Below are 14,766 nucleotides of genomic sequence, written 5' to 3'. Positions count from 1 at the left end.
GTCTTAAAAACCCCAGCGTCTGGTGCCTGGCGGAATAAAGGCGGGAACTGGCGCCCTTCGCGCCGCATCGGGTGGAATCACGGCCGGAGCATCGGGCGGCGGTTCCTCGACGGGGGATGGCGGCTTATATGGGGTTTCCACCTGGGTGACACTGTCATTCACATCCTTCACGGCGGCGCGCAGCGTGCCGTCCGGGTCCAAATTTTTCTCGGCGGCGGCGCGGAAATCGAAACGCCGCAGCTTGTCGATCTCCCCCTTGACGTCGGAGAGATTCGCCTCGCGCATCATCTCATCGACATGCCCCTGAAACTCAGCGGCCATGCCCCGGGCCTTCTTGATCAGCCCCGTGACGGTACGGATAGCGACAGGCAGATCCTTTGGCCCAATGGCAATCAGCGCCACCGCCATGATCAGCCCGATTTCACCCCATGACAATCCAAACATCGCCCAGGCTTGCTAGCAGGCCCTTACGCGGATGGCAAAGACGCGGCGATACGCATCAGCGCCGCGTCCTTCACCCCCAGCCCTTGCAGATGCGCCACCGTATTGTCGAAATACTCCCGGCAGCTGCCGAGATCTCCATGCCCGGTGGCAATCAGTGCCGCCGTCTGTTCGACGGAAAGCTCCCTGATATAGCGCGGATGGGTAGGGTTAATGACAAAAGTGACCGCGCGCAGACGCCGCCCTGCGGCCTCCAAGCCAACCCAGCGGGCATTATAAGCGCCGCCATACATTTCACGCTGCCAGACCAGCCCCAATTCCTGCCGGATTTTTTCCGCCTCTATGCGGAAGGCGACCCCACGGCAGGCCCCCCCCTTATCCAGCGCCAGCATCAGCCCCGGTGTTTCCGGCGTGCCGCGCCCAATATGCATTTTCAGGCAAAAACGGCGATGCCAGCCGCGCAACAGCGCACAACTGCTCTCCTCATAGTCGAAAGCGGGATTCCAGATCAGCGATCCGTAACCAAACACCCAGAGATCTTGTCCGGCTGGATGATCGACCAAAATCTTTTCGAACAACTCCGCCATTTCGGCATCGCTGCGCCAGCGCATATCCGGGTGGGTCTTCGCATATTCACGCTGGCGGGCGCGCATCGTGCCATCCAGCAGCGTCTCACGGGTTATGCGCAGCTGGCTCATCCTGGTGCGTTCTCCTCCGGCGTTGGCGACCCCTGTTCCATTGGCGAAGGCGCCAGCACCGGGCCATTTGGATCGATCAGCAGCTCCTCTCGTTTGGGCAATTCGCGCAGATCATTGAGCCCGAACTGCGCCAGAAATGCTGGCGTCGTGCCCCATAATGTCGGACGACCCGGCGTCTCCTTACGCCCCTTTGGCGTCACCAGTCCGTTTTCAAGAAGCAGGTCCAACGTGGCCTGAGATAACGCGGCACCTCGGATTTCCTCGATCTCGGTGCGCGTGACAGGCTGGTGATAGGCGATGATGGCCAAGCTTTCCATCGCCACGCGCGGCAAACGGCGCGGCAGTTCCACCACCTTACGCAGGATGGCGGCAAGGTCGGGCGCGGTGCGGAATTGCCAGCCCCCTCCAGTCATGACGATATTCACACCACGTTCGGCATAGGCGCTGCTCAACGCGGCCATGACCGCATCAACATCCGCATCCTCGGGCAGCAAGTTGGCCAGGACACGTGCTGTCACCGGCTGTGTGGCGGCGAAAATCGCCGCTTCGGCCAGACGCATCGCCGGGGTAAAGTCCTCAACCATCGAACCCTCCGCCCTCCTTCCTCTGCCGCATCAGAATCGGCCCGAATTTCTCGTCCTGTTTTAAATCTAGCTGCCCATGCTTCGCCATTTCCAGCCCCGCGATGAGGGTTGAAGAAATAGCCGCCCGGCGTGGAATGCCATCCTCCAGCCCCTCTGGCAAAAATTGCTCCAGGCTCGCCCAGTCCGGCAGAGACCCCAGCAATCTGCCCACGCGCTGCAATGCATCCTGGACAGAAAAATAAACCATTGGCCGGGGCCGGTAGCGTTGCTTGCCTCCGGCGCGGCGCCGTGCCGCCAGATAAGCGGAAAGCAACCCGGCCATATCCAGCTTCAACTTGGACCGGTCCGTCTCGGTCAAATCCTCCGCGATCCCGCGTTCGAACACATCCCAACCCAATTGCGGACGCGCGCCCAGCCATTTCGCCGCCTCGCGCATGGCCTGTAAATCCATGAGCCTGGCCTGTAGAATTTCGGCGGCGATTTCGGCGTCTTCCGGCTCGCCGATCTGCGGCACCAGCAAACGCGATTTCAGCCAGGTCAACCAGGCGGCCATCACCAGCCAATCCGCCGCCAGCTCAAGGCGTACGCGCCGCGCGCCCTCGATCACAGCCAGAAATTGCTCGACAAGTTGCAGAATGGAGATTTTGGCGAGGTCTACCTTCTGGCTCCGGGCCAGCTCCAGCAGCAGGTCCAAGGGACCTTCAAAGCCCTCCAGCTTCAGGACGAGTGCTTCAGCCGCCGATTCCAAGGCCGTTCCCCGTCAAATTCAGCACCACGCGCTCGGCCGCCGGCAACACCAGCCCCATCGCCTCACCGAACGGGTCGAATCTAATGCCAAATTCCCCCAACGCCACGGGCAACACAAATAACACCAGCAGCACCGCCACGATGCCGATTTTTTCCGCCTGGGCCAATCGAATGGCCAAGGGCAAGGGCAATAGTCCCACGGCAATGCGCCCGCCATCCATCGGCGGCAGGGGAATTAGATTAAACAACCCAAGCACCAGATTGATCTGAATGAAATAAATCAGAAAATCCAGCAAAGGAAGCGATTGCAGGGCCTCCGCCGCATGGATTGCAAAGCCCCCCACCAGAGCCAGGACAAAATTCATGACCGGCCCCGCCAAGGCGACCAGCGCCATCAATCTGCGGGCGTCGCGGTAATGTCCAATCCGCAAATTAACGGGATTGACCGGAACAGGCTTTGCCCAGCCATAGAGAAACGCGATCCGCCCCAGCGTGAGAATCTGCCCCACCGCCAACACCAACGGCACAATGATGCTGCCGGTTTTATCGATATGCTTGACCGGATTTAAGCTGAGCCGCCCGGCCCAGCGCGCGGTGTAATCCCCCAGCCAGTAGGCAACCGCGCCATGCGCCAACTCATGCAAAATAATGGCGATCGCCAAGGCCAGGAGGATCATCAGGAAATGCGTCATGCGCACATCTCCAGCACGGCCCGGTTGCCTTCAAAATCGCCAGGGCAATAAAGCGCGATATCGCACCCCGCCGCCAGAGCGCGAGAAACTCGCTCAACCGGCGTACCGCTAAGCGCGCCCATGGCGAGATCGTCCGAGACCAGAACCCCCTTGAAGCCGATCCGTCCGCGAATGACGTCGCGTATGATGAGTTCCGATAAAGTGCCTGGATTGACAGGATCGTATTGCTCATAAACGACATGCGCCGTCATCGCCCAAGGCAGGCTGTTATTGGCGATGAAAGGCAGCAAATCATCCTCCGTCAGCTCCGGCACATGTGGCAGGCTGACATGGGAATCCACCAACGCCCGGCCATGGCCGGGTAAATGCTTCATCACGGGAAGCACTCCCTCGGCCATGATTCCACGGGCAATCTCTCCCCCCAGACGCGCCACCGTGCTGGCATCACCGGCAATGCCACGATCCCCCACCACTTCCGAAGCACCTGGCACCCGCAGGTCCAGAACCGGGGCGGCGGTGCAGGTAAAGCCCGCTTCCCGCACCATCCGCCCCAAAGCCACCCCATGGGCGAAAGCCGCCCGCGCATCGCGCAAGGTGCCTGCCGGGGGCAAAGCCGGCCAATGCGGCGGTTTCAACCGGGCGACGCGTCCCCCCTCCTGGTCGACCATCAGCACCGCCTCTGACGGAAGAATTGCTTTTAATTCTGCATTAAGAGCAATGAGTTGAGATTTAGTCTCGATATTTCGCGCGAATAAAATCACCCCGCGCGGCCCATGCTCGCGGAACAAAGCGCGTTCATCATCCGTCAGCCGAGGACCGGCCACTCCAAGGATCACCGGTTTCAAAATGCCGCCACGGTGCAATCCGCGCCCTTGGATGTGAGCTGGTCGCAAAAGGATTTCGCGGCACCGGCCGAGACAAAACCGCCAATACGCAAGCGCCAGACACTACGTCCATTGACAATGGCCGGAATGATTTCAGGCTGGCGGTCTTTCATCAGATCCGGAAATTTCTGCTGCAATTTAACCCAGATTGCCAACACCCCGTCCTCTGTGCTGGTGGCGGCGAGTTGCACCGTGCTCATGCCTTCAGCCTGTGCGGCGCTGGAAGCGGTGGAGCCTGGGCGCGGCACCTGCGAGGCTGCTGGCGTGACCTTTTGTGGTTCATCCGTGGCGGAGGACACGGCACGCTCGGTCTGTTCCGGCGAGGCCGTCCCCCCGGTCATGCCTGCCCCCGCCGTTGGCGCAGCCGATGCGGCCAGCCCCGCCGCCTGATCCAGCGCCGCGATATCCGGCGCCTGCCCAGCCGGGGCGAGGCGCGGTGTGGCATCATCGCTCATTTCGCCAGACATGATGGGAATATTGGCACCAGGAACCACCAGACCACCAGGATTCGCCGGCACCACACGCAAGGGCGTGGCGGGCGGTTCAACGACTCGCGGCGGACCAAATGTATAAGGATGGATCCCGCTCCATGCCCAGGCGATCAGGATAACGACGAGCGATACGCCGCCCGCGGCAAGGGCCATCCTCTGGATCGCCGGATCCAGCCGCTGCCCCTTGGCGCGGTGCGGACGATACAGGAAATCGTCGTCTTCCTCCTGCAAGCCTTACCTCATTTCCTCAACCGGGTTGACGCCCAGCACGGCGAGGCCAGAGCGAAGCACGATGGCGGTGGCCGCCACAAGCCCGACGCGCGCCCTGGTTTCCTCCGGCTTGTCCTCGCGCAGAAAGCGTAGCGCCGCATTATCCCGCCCGGCATTCCAGAGGGCATGGAAGTCCGAAGCCAGGTCGTGGAGGAAAAACGCCACGCGGTGTGGCTCCCGCGCCTCGGCGGCCTGCTCCACCAAACGCGGCCAAGTGATCAGGCGGCGGATCATCGCCATTTCCTCGGGGGCCGTGAGGGAAGAAAAATCCACATCCGCCGCGGGCACCGGCGCGGCACGCAGCACAGAGCGGCAGCGCGCATGCGCATATTGCACATAGAAGACCGGGTTCTCACGGGTCTGCGCCAGGGCCGCGTTGAGATCGAAATCCATCTGCGCGTCGGATTTGCGCATCAGCATCAAAAATCTCACGGCATCCGGCCCGACCTCGTCGATCAGATCCCGCAACTCCACGAAAGTGCCGGCGCGCTTGGACATTTTGACCGGCTCGCCATCCTTCATCACCTTCACGATCTGGCAAAGCACGACATCCAGCCTGGCCTTCTTGCCCCCGGCCAACGCTTTCACGGCGGCCTGCATGCGCTTCACATACCCGCCATGGTCAGCGCCCCAGACATCGATCATCTCCAGGAAACCGCGCGAAACCTTATCCGCGTGATAAGCCGCGTCATTGGCGAAATAGGTATAGGACCCATCCGACTTGGCAATGGGCCGGTCCACGTCGTCGCCAAAATCAGACGCGCGGAACAATTCCTGTTCGCGAGGCTCCCAATCCTCTGGCGTCTTGCCCTTGGGTGGTTCCAAGATCCCCCGATAAATCAGCCCCTGGTCGCGCAGGCTTTGCAGACCGCGTTCCACGCCGCCAGCCTCGACCAGGGCGCGCTCGGAGGAAAATATGTCATGCCGAACGCCCAGGGCCGCGAGATCGTCGCGGATCATGTCCATCATGCGGGAAACCGCGAAGTTCCGGAAAACGTCCAGCCAGTTGGCTTCCGGAGTTTCGGCATACTCATCGCCGTATTTTTCGGCCAAAGCTTCGCCGATGGGAATGAGATAAGCCCCGCCATACTGCATGCCGCCAGGCACGGTCTCGATATAAGCTTCCGGCGAGAGCCTCAGGGCTTCAAGGTAACGGACATAGACCGAACGGGCGAGCGCCAGAACCTGGGCCCCCGCATCGTTGATATAATATTCCTTGGTAACGTCATAACCTGCCTTGGTCAGCAGGTTGGCCAGCGCATCGCCCACCACCGCCCCCCGGCAATGGCCCACATGCAGCGGACCGGTGGGATTGGCCGAGACATATTCGACATTGATCTTACGTCCGCGCGCGGCACCTTGGCCGTAATCTTCTCCCGCGTTCAGGATCACCTGAAGCTGGGCCAGCAGCAAAGCGGGCGAGAGGGTGAGGTTGACGAAGCCCGGTCCCGCCGCCTCCGCCGCGACGATGCCGGGATGACCGGACAGCCTTGCCACCAGCCCGGCGGCAAGCTCACGCGGGGCCTTGCCTGCTGGCTTGGCGGCGATCATGGCGGCGTTGGTCGCCATGTCCCCATGGGCGGAATCTTTGGTGGGAGTCACTTCCACACGGGCCAGAATCTCTGGGGCCAAGCCTGGGGTCAGGGCCTCCAGGGCGGTCAGAACCTCGCCACGCAGCGCGGCGAACAGATTTTCGTCTTGCATCTTGTCTCTCAAGCGGGGACGGAAGGGTCCGTCAAACGGGAAAACTCATCCAAGGCATAACGGTCGGTCATGCCCGCCACATAATCGCGCACCGTGGCGGCGGCTTGCGGGGTTTCCCCCTTGCCCGCGCGCTCACGCCAATCATCGGGCAGCAGATCGGGGCGGCGCAGCAGCAGCGAACCCAGCGTGCGGGTGACGTTCATGCATTTATGGTTCATCCTGTTGAGCTTCCAATGGCGATACATACGCGCCATCAGAAACCGTTTCAGCTCAATATTCACCACCCGTATTTCCTCGGAAAAGGCAATAATCGAATCAGCGGCGGCACGTATATCCTCACAGGAGCGCGGCGCCAGAGCCTGGATGCGCCGTCCGCTTTCAGCCAGGGCGTCATGCACCAAACAGTTGATGACACGGCGGCTCAACTCAGCCCGGATGCGATGCGGCTTGTCGGTCAGAGCCTTTGCCTCGCGGAACAAATCGCCGATGACCGGCAAGGACATAATATCCTCGAAGCCGAACAACCCCGCGCGCAACCCATCGTCCAGATCATGGGTATTATAGGCGATGTCGTCGGCGAAAGCGGCGATTTGCGCCTCGCCGGAGGTCTGGCGGAACAGATCGAGGGACAGCTCCGCGTCGAACTCGGAAATGGTGGGGGGAGGATTCTTCAGCGGGCCATTATGTTTGGCCAGCCCTTCCAGGCTTTCCCAGGTGAGGTTGAGGCCATCGAAAGCGGCATAACGCTGCTCCAGCCGGGTAACCACACGAAAACTCTGGTCGTTATGATCGAAGCCGCCAAACGCCTTCAGCGCTTCGTCCAGCCCCCTTTCCCCGGCATGGCCGAAGGGTGGATGGCCGAGATCATGCGCCAGGGCCAGGCATTCGGTCAGATCTTCATCGAAGGCCAAGGCACGGGCCATGGCACGGGCGATCTGCGCGACTTCCAGGCTGTGTGTGAGCCTTGTACGATAGAAATCGCCCTCGCGGTTGATGAAGACCTGGGTTTTATATTGCAGCTTGCGGAAGGCGGAGCTGTGCACCACGCGGTCGCGGTCGCGCTGGTAAGGGCTGCGCTCGTCCGACCTCACCTGATCATGGACACGCCCGCGCGTTTCCTCTTCCTGCACGGCATAGGGGGCTTTCATCATGGGCAGGGCTTTAGAGTGCGATCGCCCTGGGTTCAACCTTCAGGGTGAAGCAAGTCTCGTGAATCCAAAAATCACCTTGGCCTTACCACCTGAACCACGACACGCTATATATGATGCATGAGCGACGCGATTGCCCCTTTTTCCATTTCTTCCTCGGCTGCCGCCAGAGTGGCTGAAATTTTGGCCAGCGAGCCTTCAGCCAAGGCGCTTCGGGTGGAAGTGTTGGCCGGGGGCTGTTCCGGCCTGCAATATAAATTCGACCTGACATCCTCAAAAACCGCGGATGATCTGGTGCTGGAGCGTGACGGGGCGGTTGTTTATGTGGATCCGGTCAGCCTGGATTTTCTGGGCGGAGCCGAACTGGATTTCAAGGATAGCCTGATGGGAGCGCATTTTCTGGTGCAAAACCCGAATGCCACCTCCTCCTGTGGCTGTGGCACGTCATTCTCCATTGATTAAGATCACGACCTGGAATGTGAACTCCGTCCGCACGCGTGAGACGCATGTGGCGGATTTTCTGGCGCGCGAGCAGCCGGATTTCCTGCTGCTGCAGGAAATCAAGTGCGAGGCACATCAATTCCCGGCCATGGCGTTCTCAACGCTGGGCTACGAAGCCGAGATCGTGGGACAAAAATCCTATAATGGCGTGGCCATCCTGCATAAAGGCGGGGTGGAGGTAACGCATAGGCGCTTGCCCGGGATGAACGAGGAAGATGCCCATGCGCGCTTCGTTGAAATACGGGTAAAGGGCATGCGCATTGGCGGGTTGTATCTGCCCAATGGCAATTCCGGTGGCGAGGCCGGGTATCAGTACAAGCTGCATTGGATGGAGGCCCTGCGCGCGCACGCGGCGGGACTGATCGAGGCGGATGAGGATTTCATCCTGGCCGGAGATTATAATGTCTGCCCGACGGATGCCGATTTCGCCCCCCGGGCACTTTCCGTGAACGATGCGCTGATCCGCCCGGAGACGCGGGCCGCCTTTCACGCCCTGCTCCATACCGGATTGACGGAAGCCGTGCGGGCCCTGCATCCACGCGAGACACTCTATACCTTCTGGGATTATCAGGGCGGGGCGTGGGACCGGAATATCGGCCTGCGCATCGATCATGCGCTGCTCTCCCCCCGACTTGCGGAGCAGCTGGCTTCAGTGAACATCCATAAGGACGAACGGGCGAAAACACAGCCTTCGGATCATGTGCCCGTATCGGTGATGCTGGAGGAATAAACGCATTCTGAGATTGAGTTCGGTTTCAGAGACCTCTTGTCAAAATAATCAAGAACTTTGAGGGATAGATCTTTTCGACAAAAACAGGCGCCTCTGTGCCAATAACGGCACACAAAACCCAAAAACTTCCAATCAATTCAAGCGATTTGATCGTGCCGTTGAGACGCCGCCTTAAAACTTAAACGTGGAAACTCTCGCCACAGCCGCAGCGGCCTTTCTCGTTCGGGTTCTCAAAGGTAAAGCCGCGGGTAAGCTTGTCTTCCTTGTAATCCATCACCGTGCCGATCAGGAACAAGGTCGCCTTGCGATCCACCAGAACGGTAAGATCATGGGATTTCACGATCTCGTCGGACGCGCTGGGTTCCTCCACCCAGTTCATCTCGTAAGACATGCCGGAACACCCCTTGGTGCCAACGGAGATACGCAGAAGCTTGCCTTGCTCCGCACCGCCATAGAGCTTACGCAGACGCATCGCGGCAGCCTCCGTGAGGGTCATAAGCGGCGGGAGTTCACGCTTCCTGGCCGCGGGGGTTTGGGTTACTTCCATCTCATCACCTCAAAACATGTTGAGCATGAGGCGGGCTTCCTCGCTCATGCGGCTCTGGTCCCATGGCGGGTCCCAGACGGTTTCTACATTGATGTCGCCAACCCCATCGATCTGCGCGATGGCGTTCTTGACCATCTCCGGCAGTTCCTGGGCGGAGGGGCAACCTGGGGCGGTCAGCGTCATCTCGACCTTCACATCGCCATTGTCAGACAATTCAACCGCGTAGATCAGGCCGAGCTCATAGATATTCACCGGAATTTCCGGGTCATACACCGTTGAAATAGCCCCAATGACGGCTTCCTCCGACACACGGGGCGCGGTCTCTCCATCCGGGGTCCAACTTGTAACCGGCTGCATCTGGTCCGGTTCGGGTTTCAAATCAGCCATTGGCGGTACCTCCAGCGAGGACGGCTTTTGCAAGGGCGTCCCGGAGAGCACTCCAGGGAAGCGTCGCGCAGCGAAGCCTGGAAGGATATTGCGCAATGCCCGCAAGTGCATTCAACTCTCCAAGTTCCGGGTTTTCCTGGCCGGTTTTCACAAGACACTCGAACTTATCGTTCAATATGGCGATCTCATCGGCCGTTTTGCCGCTGGCGGCCTGGCACATCAGGTCCGCGCTAGCGGCGAGAATGGCGCAACCTTGCGCCTCATGGCGCAGCCTGTCGCCAGCGAGGAAAATACCAACCCTGTCCCCACAGATGCGGTTTTCACCCTGCCCCTCGGTCTCGAACACATCCGGGCGGCCCGCGAGGCGTGGATTGCGGCTACGTTCAAGCACTATGGACTGGTAAAGCGCCTCGCTCATGCGAAAATCTTCCGTACCCTTTCAAGGCCGGTGGCCAGCGCGTCAATCTCCTCAGGCAAGGTATAGAGGCCAAAGGTGGCACGGGCAGTGCTGGAAACACCAAGCCGGCCCATCAGCGGCTCCGCGCAATGCTGCCCAGCACGCACGGCAATCCCCTGCCGGTCGAGCAGCGTGGCGATGTCGTGCGCATGGGCATCCTTCATCACGAAGGAGATCACGCCGCCGCGATCCTGCGCGTGCCCCAGAACACGCAACCCTTCGATCTGGCTGAGCGTGGCCAGCGCATGCTCGGTGAGGTGCTGCTCATGCGCCGCGATGGCCTCGAACCCAATGGCGCGGACATAATCGATGGCCGCCCCCAAGCCTATTGTTTCGATAATGGCCGGAGTACCCGCCTCGAACCGATGGGGCGGCTTGGCCCAGCTGGATTTTTCGTAGGAGACGCTGGCGATCATGTCGCCGCCCCCCATGAAAGGGGGCATCGCGTCAAGAATTTCACGCTTGGCATACAGCACACCGATCCCGGTGGGACCATAGAGCTTGTGACCGGAGAACACATAGAAATCCGCGTCGATATTTTGCACGTCCACGGCGCGGTGGACGATGGCCTGCGAACCATCCAGCAGGATTTTAGCCCCCCGCTCATGCGCGAATTTGGCCAAACGCTCGGCTGGCGTGTAGGAGCCCAACACGTTGGACATATGCGTGATGGACAGCAGCTTTACCTTGCCATCGGCAAACACGTTCTCAAGCGATTCCCAATCCAGTTCACCCGCATCGGTGATGCCGACAATGCGCAACTCCGTGCCGTGGGAATCCCGCAGCATCTGCCAGGGCACGAGATTGGCATGATGCTCCATCCCGGAAACCGCCACCACATCGCCAGGCTTCAACGCCGAGCGTCCCCAGCTATAAGCGACTAGGTTGATGCTCTCTGTCGCGTTGCGGGTAAAAACGATCTCATCGCGCGATGAGGCGTTGAGGAGTTCCGCCACCTTGTCGCGCACGACCTCATAAGCATCCGAGGTTTTCTCGGACATATAATGCAGGCCGCGATGGACATTGGCATATTGCTCCTCCATCACGAAGCGCATGGCCTCGATCACTTGCCTGGGCTTCTGCGCCGAGGCGCCAGAATCCAAAAACACGAAGGGCTTGCCATAAATTTTCTGCGCCAGAATGGGAAAATCCTGGCGGATGGCTTGAATATCCAAAGGCAGCAGCGTTGTGCTCATTGTTTGCTCCACCAGCTTTCCAAAGCTTCCTCAAACAGATTCTTCGAGGCATCGTGCGTCACCGGCTCCAGCGCTTCCTCAAGAAACGCGCGGATCAGAAGCTGCCGCGCCTCGGCCTCGGGAATACCGCGCGAGCGCAGATAAAACACCTGCTCCTCATCCAAGGCGCCAATTGTCGCGCCATGAGAGCATTTGACGTCGTCCGCGAAAATCTGCAGCTCGGGCTTAATATCCATCTCCGCCTCGGGCGAGAGCAAAAGCGCCTGGCTCATCTGATAGCCATCGGTCTTCTGTGCGATCCGATCTACCTCGATCTTACCCTGAAACACCCCATGCGCCATGCCCGCGAGCACGGATTTCACAGTCTGGCGCGATGGGCAATCAGGCGCCTTGTGCCGGATAATGGTCGTGAAATCGCCATGCTGAGCCCCCCCCAAAAGCTGCGCGGCATTCAGATGCGCCAATGCATTCCGGCCCAGGAGATCGGCTTCGATCTCCGTGCGGGAGAGGCTGGCGCCAAGCGTCAGGGTGAAATGCTCATAAGAGGCATCTTCCGCGATTTCAGCATGAATAAAGGTGGTGTTGAAGGCTTCCAGACTCTCCTGCTGCAAGCGGAAATGCTGAAACACCGCCCCTTGCGCCAATTTGATGTCAAACACCGCGTTCTGCCAGTAAACGGCATCGCCCTTGTCGATCTCGATCAGCGTGAGCCTGGCTCCCTGCCCCAGCCTGATGGTATGGCGTGGATGAAAGGCGAAAGGCATGGCGCCGCTGGCCTGGGAAACCAGCAATAATTCCCCGGCATTCCGCCCGGCCGCAATATCGAGATTGATGCCATCCTTGGCGTGCTCGGCATTAATCAACGCCATTGGCTGCGTGCCCGATGCCGGCACCGGCACAAACGGCTTGGCAGAGGCAAAATCGCTTGAAAGCGACGTGTTCAGTGTACCGTTGAGAAACACAAAACGTGGAAAGGGCAAATCCGGCAATTCGGGCATGGCCGAAACCGCGGGGGGAGCAGCAAAGCTGATGGCGGAGAGCGGACGCAAATCAGTATAACGCCATGCCTCCTGCTTACGGGTGGGCAGTGCCGTCATCTCAGGCGGCTTCCAAGCCGGTATAACCGCTGGCTTCCAGCTCCAGCGCCAGGGAGGCGGGACCAGAGCGCACGATCCGACCATTTGCCAGAACATGCACCACGTCCGGCACGATATGGTCCAGCAGGCGCTGGTAATGGGTGATAACCAGGGCGGAGAATTGCCCGTCGCGCAGGGCGTTCACCCCCTCCGCGACGATCTTCAACGCATCGATATCCAAGCCTGAATCCGTCTCGTCCAGAATGGCAAGGCCGGGTTTCAGCAACGCCATTTGCAGCATCTCATTGCGTTTCTTCTCACCGCCGGAAAAACCGACATTGACGTTACGCTTGAGGAAATCTTCCTTCATCTTGAGCTGTTTCACGGCGGCCCGCGCGAGCTTCAGGAACGCCACGGCATCCAGCTCATTCTCGCCGCGCTTCTTGCGGATGGCGTTCAGCGCGGTGCGCAGGAAATTCGCATTGCCCACGCCGGGCAACTCCACCGGATACTGGAAGGCCAGGAACAACCCCGCGGCGGCGCGATCCTCAGGCTCCATCTCCAAGATGTTCGCACCGTTGAAAAGCGCCTCGCCTTGCGTCACCTCATAGCCATCCCGGCCGGAGAGCACATAAGACAGAGTGGATTTACCGGCGCCGTTCGGCCCCATGATGGCATGAACCTCGCCATCGGGAACCGTGAGCGTCACACCCTTCAGGATTTCCGCATCGCCGATCCGCGCATGCAAATTCTTGATCTCAAGCATCAGCCCACCGAACCTTCCAGGGAAACAGCCAATAATTTTTGTGCCTCAACGGCGAATTCCATCGGCAACTCCTTCAGCACATCCTTGCAGAAGCCATTGACGATCAACCCCACCGCATCCTCTTCTGAAAGACCACGCGAACGGCAATAAAACAGCTGGTCCTCAGCAATCGTGCTGGTGGTTGCCTCATGCTCAACCTTGGCCGAGGCATTACGGTTTTCAATATAAGGCACCGTGTGCGCGCCGCACTGATCGCCGATCAGCAAGCTGTCGCATTGGGTGAAATTCCGCGCGCCAGCGGCACCTGGCATGATCTTCACCTGCCCGCGATAAGTATTGTCCGAGTGGCCAGCGGAAATCCCCTTGGAAATAATCGTGCTGGTGGTGTTCTTGCCAATATGAATCATCTTGGTGCCCGTATCGGCCTGCTGGAAATTATTGGTCACGGCAACGGAGTAAAACTCCCCCACCGAGCCCTCCCCCTGCAAAATACAGGAAGGATATTTCCAAGTGACCGAGGAGCCGGTTTCCACCTGCGTCCACGAGATCTTGGAATGCTTGCCCCGGCAAGCACCACGCTTGGTGACAAAATTATAAATGCCACCCTTGCCTTCGGCGTCACCCGGATACCAGTTTTGCACGGTCGAATATTTGATTTTCGCGCTGTCCAGCGCCACCAGCTCGACCACGGCGGCATGCAGCTGGTTTTCATCGCGCATCGGCGCGGTGCAACCCTCCAGATAGGAGACCGACGCCCCCTCCTCAGCCACGATCAGCGTGCGCTCAAACTGGCCGGTATTGCGGGCATTGATGCGAAAATAGGTAGACAGCTCCATCGGGCACTTCACGCCCTTGGGAATAAAGACAAAGCTGCCATCGGAAAACACGGCTGAATTGAGCGCTGAAAAATAATTATCCCCAGCCGGCACCACGGACCCCAGATACTGGCGCACCAGCTCGGGATGCTCCTTCACCGCCTCGGAAATGGAGCAGAAAATGACACCGGCCTTGGACAAGGTTTCCCTGAATGTCGTGGCGACGGAGACGGAATCGAACACCGCGTCCACGGCCACACCCGCCAGGGCTGCGCGCTCATTCAACGGAATCCCAAGTTTCTCATAAGTTTTCAGAAGCTCCGGGTCCACCTCGTCCAAGGATTTGGGCGGCGCCTTGGCGGGAGCCGCGTAATAATACAAATTCTGGTAGTCGATCGGTGGATGATTGATGCGCGCCCAATGCGGCTCCTCCATCTGCAACCATGCGCCATAAGCCTTCAACCGCCATTCAAGCAACCAATCCGGCTCACCTTTCTTTGCGGAAATGAGACGCACGATATCCGTGGAAAGCCCCTTCGGAAACGCCTCCATCTCAATATCGGTGGTAAACCCATATTTATACTTTTGGGCCGCCAATTCCTGAATTGTGGAATCTGTGGTGGTGGACATGG

18 protein-coding genes are annotated in these 14,766 nt (G+C 59.6%); 2 read left to right on the top strand and 16 right to left on the bottom strand.

All coding sequences use genetic code 11. The annotated features are described in order from the left end of the window. Positions 1–3: 3 nt before the first annotated feature. The 9 genes from tatB to AB7D48_RS10425 are packed head-to-tail and all read right to left on the bottom strand — an operon-like array spanning position 4 to position 7,662. Positions 4–444, bottom strand: coding sequence for a Sec-independent protein translocase protein TatB (tatB, locus tag AB7D48_RS10465; RefSeq protein ID WP_427978605.1), 441 nt, complete (start codon positions 442–444; stop codon positions 4–6). A 23-nt stretch (positions 445–467) separates the two neighbouring features. Next, positions 468–1,139, bottom strand: a complete 672-nt coding sequence (locus AB7D48_RS10460; RefSeq protein ID WP_427978603.1) for a gamma-glutamylcyclotransferase — start codon at positions 1,137–1,139, stop codon at positions 468–470. After that, positions 1,136–1,723, bottom strand: coding sequence for an SMC-Scp complex subunit ScpB (scpB, locus tag AB7D48_RS10455; RefSeq protein WP_427978600.1), 588 nt, complete (start codon positions 1,721–1,723; stop codon positions 1,136–1,138). The genes AB7D48_RS10460 and scpB overlap by 4 nt, the downstream gene beginning before the upstream one ends. Next, positions 1,716–2,471 carry a segregation and condensation protein A gene (locus AB7D48_RS10450; protein ID WP_427978597.1) on the bottom strand — a complete coding sequence of 252 codons (756 nt, stop codon included), beginning with the start codon at positions 2,469–2,471 and terminating at the stop codon, positions 1,716–1,718. Before AB7D48_RS10450 ends, scpB begins: the two co-directional genes overlap by 8 nt. Continuing rightward, complete coding sequence (locus AB7D48_RS10445) at positions 2,455–3,162, bottom strand: site-2 protease family protein (protein WP_427978594.1); 708 nt, start codon at positions 3,160–3,162, stop codon at positions 2,455–2,457. The genes AB7D48_RS10450 and AB7D48_RS10445 overlap by 17 nt, the downstream gene beginning before the upstream one ends. Continuing rightward, complete coding sequence (locus AB7D48_RS10440) at positions 3,159–3,986, bottom strand: glycoside hydrolase family 3 N-terminal domain-containing protein (RefSeq protein ID WP_427978652.1); 828 nt, start codon at positions 3,984–3,986, stop codon at positions 3,159–3,161. Before AB7D48_RS10440 ends, AB7D48_RS10445 begins: the two co-directional genes overlap by 4 nt. Before the next feature lie 17 nt (positions 3,987–4,003). Next, positions 4,004–4,768 carry an SPOR domain-containing protein gene (locus tag AB7D48_RS10435; RefSeq protein WP_427978592.1) on the bottom strand — a complete coding sequence of 255 codons (765 nt, stop codon included), beginning with the start codon at positions 4,766–4,768 and terminating at the stop codon, positions 4,004–4,006. 3 nt (positions 4,769–4,771) lie between these two features. After that, the gene (gene argS, locus AB7D48_RS10430) at positions 4,772–6,511 is read right to left on the bottom strand and encodes an arginine--tRNA ligase (protein ID WP_427978589.1); all 1,740 of its coding nucleotides are present in this window, start codon (positions 6,509–6,511) and stop codon (positions 4,772–4,774) included. An 8-nt stretch (positions 6,512–6,519) separates the two neighbouring features. Further along, entirely contained in the window at positions 6,520–7,662 is a 1,143-nt protein-coding gene (locus AB7D48_RS10425) for a deoxyguanosinetriphosphate triphosphohydrolase (protein WP_427978586.1), read from the bottom strand. Between the two features lie 117 nt (positions 7,663–7,779). Between AB7D48_RS10425 and AB7D48_RS10420 the strand changes: the two genes are divergently transcribed. Beyond that, entirely contained in the window at positions 7,780–8,121 is a 342-nt protein-coding gene (locus AB7D48_RS10420) for a HesB/IscA family protein (protein WP_427978584.1), read from the top strand. Then, positions 8,114–8,890: an exodeoxyribonuclease III gene (locus AB7D48_RS10415; protein WP_427978581.1), complete on the top strand. Its 777-nt coding sequence runs from the start codon at positions 8,114–8,116 to the stop codon at positions 8,888–8,890. Before AB7D48_RS10420 ends, AB7D48_RS10415 begins: the two co-directional genes overlap by 8 nt. Positions 8,891–9,068: 178 nt before the next feature. Here AB7D48_RS10415 and AB7D48_RS10410 read toward each other — a convergent pair whose 3' ends face one another. The 7 genes from AB7D48_RS10410 to sufB are packed head-to-tail and all read right to left on the bottom strand — an operon-like array spanning position 9,069 to position 14,764. Then, a complete protein-coding gene (locus tag AB7D48_RS10410; protein ID WP_427978578.1) occupies positions 9,069–9,437 on the bottom strand; it encodes a HesB/IscA family protein in 369 nt (122 codons plus the stop codon). A gap of 9 nt (positions 9,438–9,446) precedes the next feature. Continuing rightward, positions 9,447–9,824, bottom strand: coding sequence for an SUF system Fe-S cluster assembly protein (locus tag AB7D48_RS10405; protein ID WP_427978576.1), 378 nt, complete (start codon positions 9,822–9,824; stop codon positions 9,447–9,449). Further along, positions 9,817–10,242 carry a Fe-S cluster assembly sulfur transfer protein SufU gene (gene sufU, locus AB7D48_RS10400; RefSeq protein WP_427978573.1) on the bottom strand — a complete coding sequence of 142 codons (426 nt, stop codon included), beginning with the start codon at positions 10,240–10,242 and terminating at the stop codon, positions 9,817–9,819. Before sufU ends, AB7D48_RS10405 begins: the two co-directional genes overlap by 8 nt. Continuing rightward, complete coding sequence (locus AB7D48_RS10395; protein ID WP_427978570.1) at positions 10,239–11,477, bottom strand: cysteine desulfurase; 1,239 nt, start codon at positions 11,475–11,477, stop codon at positions 10,239–10,241. Before AB7D48_RS10395 ends, sufU begins: the two co-directional genes overlap by 4 nt. Further along, complete coding sequence (sufD, locus tag AB7D48_RS10390) at positions 11,474–12,574, bottom strand: Fe-S cluster assembly protein SufD (RefSeq protein ID WP_427978567.1); 1,101 nt, start codon at positions 12,572–12,574, stop codon at positions 11,474–11,476. Before sufD ends, AB7D48_RS10395 begins: the two co-directional genes overlap by 4 nt. A gap of 1 nt (position 12,575) precedes the next feature. After that, positions 12,576–13,319 carry a Fe-S cluster assembly ATPase SufC gene (sufC, locus tag AB7D48_RS10385; protein ID WP_427978565.1) on the bottom strand — a complete coding sequence of 248 codons (744 nt, stop codon included), beginning with the start codon at positions 13,317–13,319 and terminating at the stop codon, positions 12,576–12,578. Further along, positions 13,319–14,764, bottom strand: coding sequence for a Fe-S cluster assembly protein SufB (sufB, locus tag AB7D48_RS10380; protein WP_427978562.1), 1,446 nt, complete (start codon positions 14,762–14,764; stop codon positions 13,319–13,321). Before sufB ends, sufC begins: the two co-directional genes overlap by 1 nt. Positions 14,765–14,766 lie beyond the last annotated feature (2 nt).

It is taken from the genome of Acidocella sp. (assembly GCF_050253495.1).
Lineage (GTDB): Bacteria > Pseudomonadota > Alphaproteobacteria > Acetobacterales > Acetobacteraceae > Acidocella.
The sequence above is the reverse complement of the archived record's forward strand: the minus strand, read 5'-3'. Positions and strand labels throughout refer to the sequence as shown.

Excerpts from the sequence above, each read along its gene's own strand:
- tatB (WP_427978605.1), bottom strand. The coding sequence starts at position 444 with ATGTTTGGATTGTCATGGGGTGAAATCGGGCTGATCATGGCGGTGGCG.
- AB7D48_RS10460 (WP_427978603.1), bottom strand. The coding sequence starts at position 1,139 with ATGAGCCAGCTGCGCATAACCCGTGAGACGCTGCTGGATGGCACGATG.
- scpB (WP_427978600.1), bottom strand. The coding sequence starts at position 1,723 with ATGGTTGAGGACTTTACCCCGGCGATGCGTCTGGCCGAAGCGGCGATT.
- AB7D48_RS10445 (WP_427978594.1), bottom strand. The coding sequence starts at position 3,162 with ATGACGCATTTCCTGATGATCCTCCTGGCCTTGGCGATCGCCATTATT.
- argS (WP_427978589.1), bottom strand. The coding sequence starts at position 6,511 with ATGCAAGACGAAAATCTGTTCGCCGCGCTGCGTGGCGAGGTTCTGACC.
- AB7D48_RS10425 (WP_427978586.1), bottom strand. The coding sequence starts at position 7,662 with ATGATGAAAGCCCCCTATGCCGTGCAGGAAGAGGAAACGCGCGGGCGT.
- AB7D48_RS10420 (WP_427978584.1), top strand. The coding sequence starts at position 7,780 with ATGAGCGACGCGATTGCCCCTTTTTCCATTTCTTCCTCGGCTGCCGCC.
- AB7D48_RS10410 (WP_427978578.1), bottom strand. The coding sequence starts at position 9,437 with ATGGAAGTAACCCAAACCCCCGCGGCCAGGAAGCGTGAACTCCCGCCG.
- AB7D48_RS10405 (WP_427978576.1), bottom strand. The coding sequence starts at position 9,824 with ATGGCTGATTTGAAACCCGAACCGGACCAGATGCAGCCGGTTACAAGT.
- sufU (WP_427978573.1), bottom strand. The coding sequence starts at position 10,242 with ATGAGCGAGGCGCTTTACCAGTCCATAGTGCTTGAACGTAGCCGCAAT.
- AB7D48_RS10395 (WP_427978570.1), bottom strand. The coding sequence starts at position 11,477 with ATGAGCACAACGCTGCTGCCTTTGGATATTCAAGCCATCCGCCAGGAT.
- sufD (WP_427978567.1), bottom strand. The coding sequence starts at position 12,574 with ATGACGGCACTGCCCACCCGTAAGCAGGAGGCATGGCGTTATACTGAT.
- sufC (WP_427978565.1), bottom strand. The coding sequence starts at position 13,319 with ATGCTTGAGATCAAGAATTTGCATGCGCGGATCGGCGATGCGGAAATC.
- sufB (WP_427978562.1), bottom strand. The coding sequence starts at position 14,764 with ATGTCCACCACCACAGATTCCACAATTCAGGAATTGGCGGCCCAAAAG.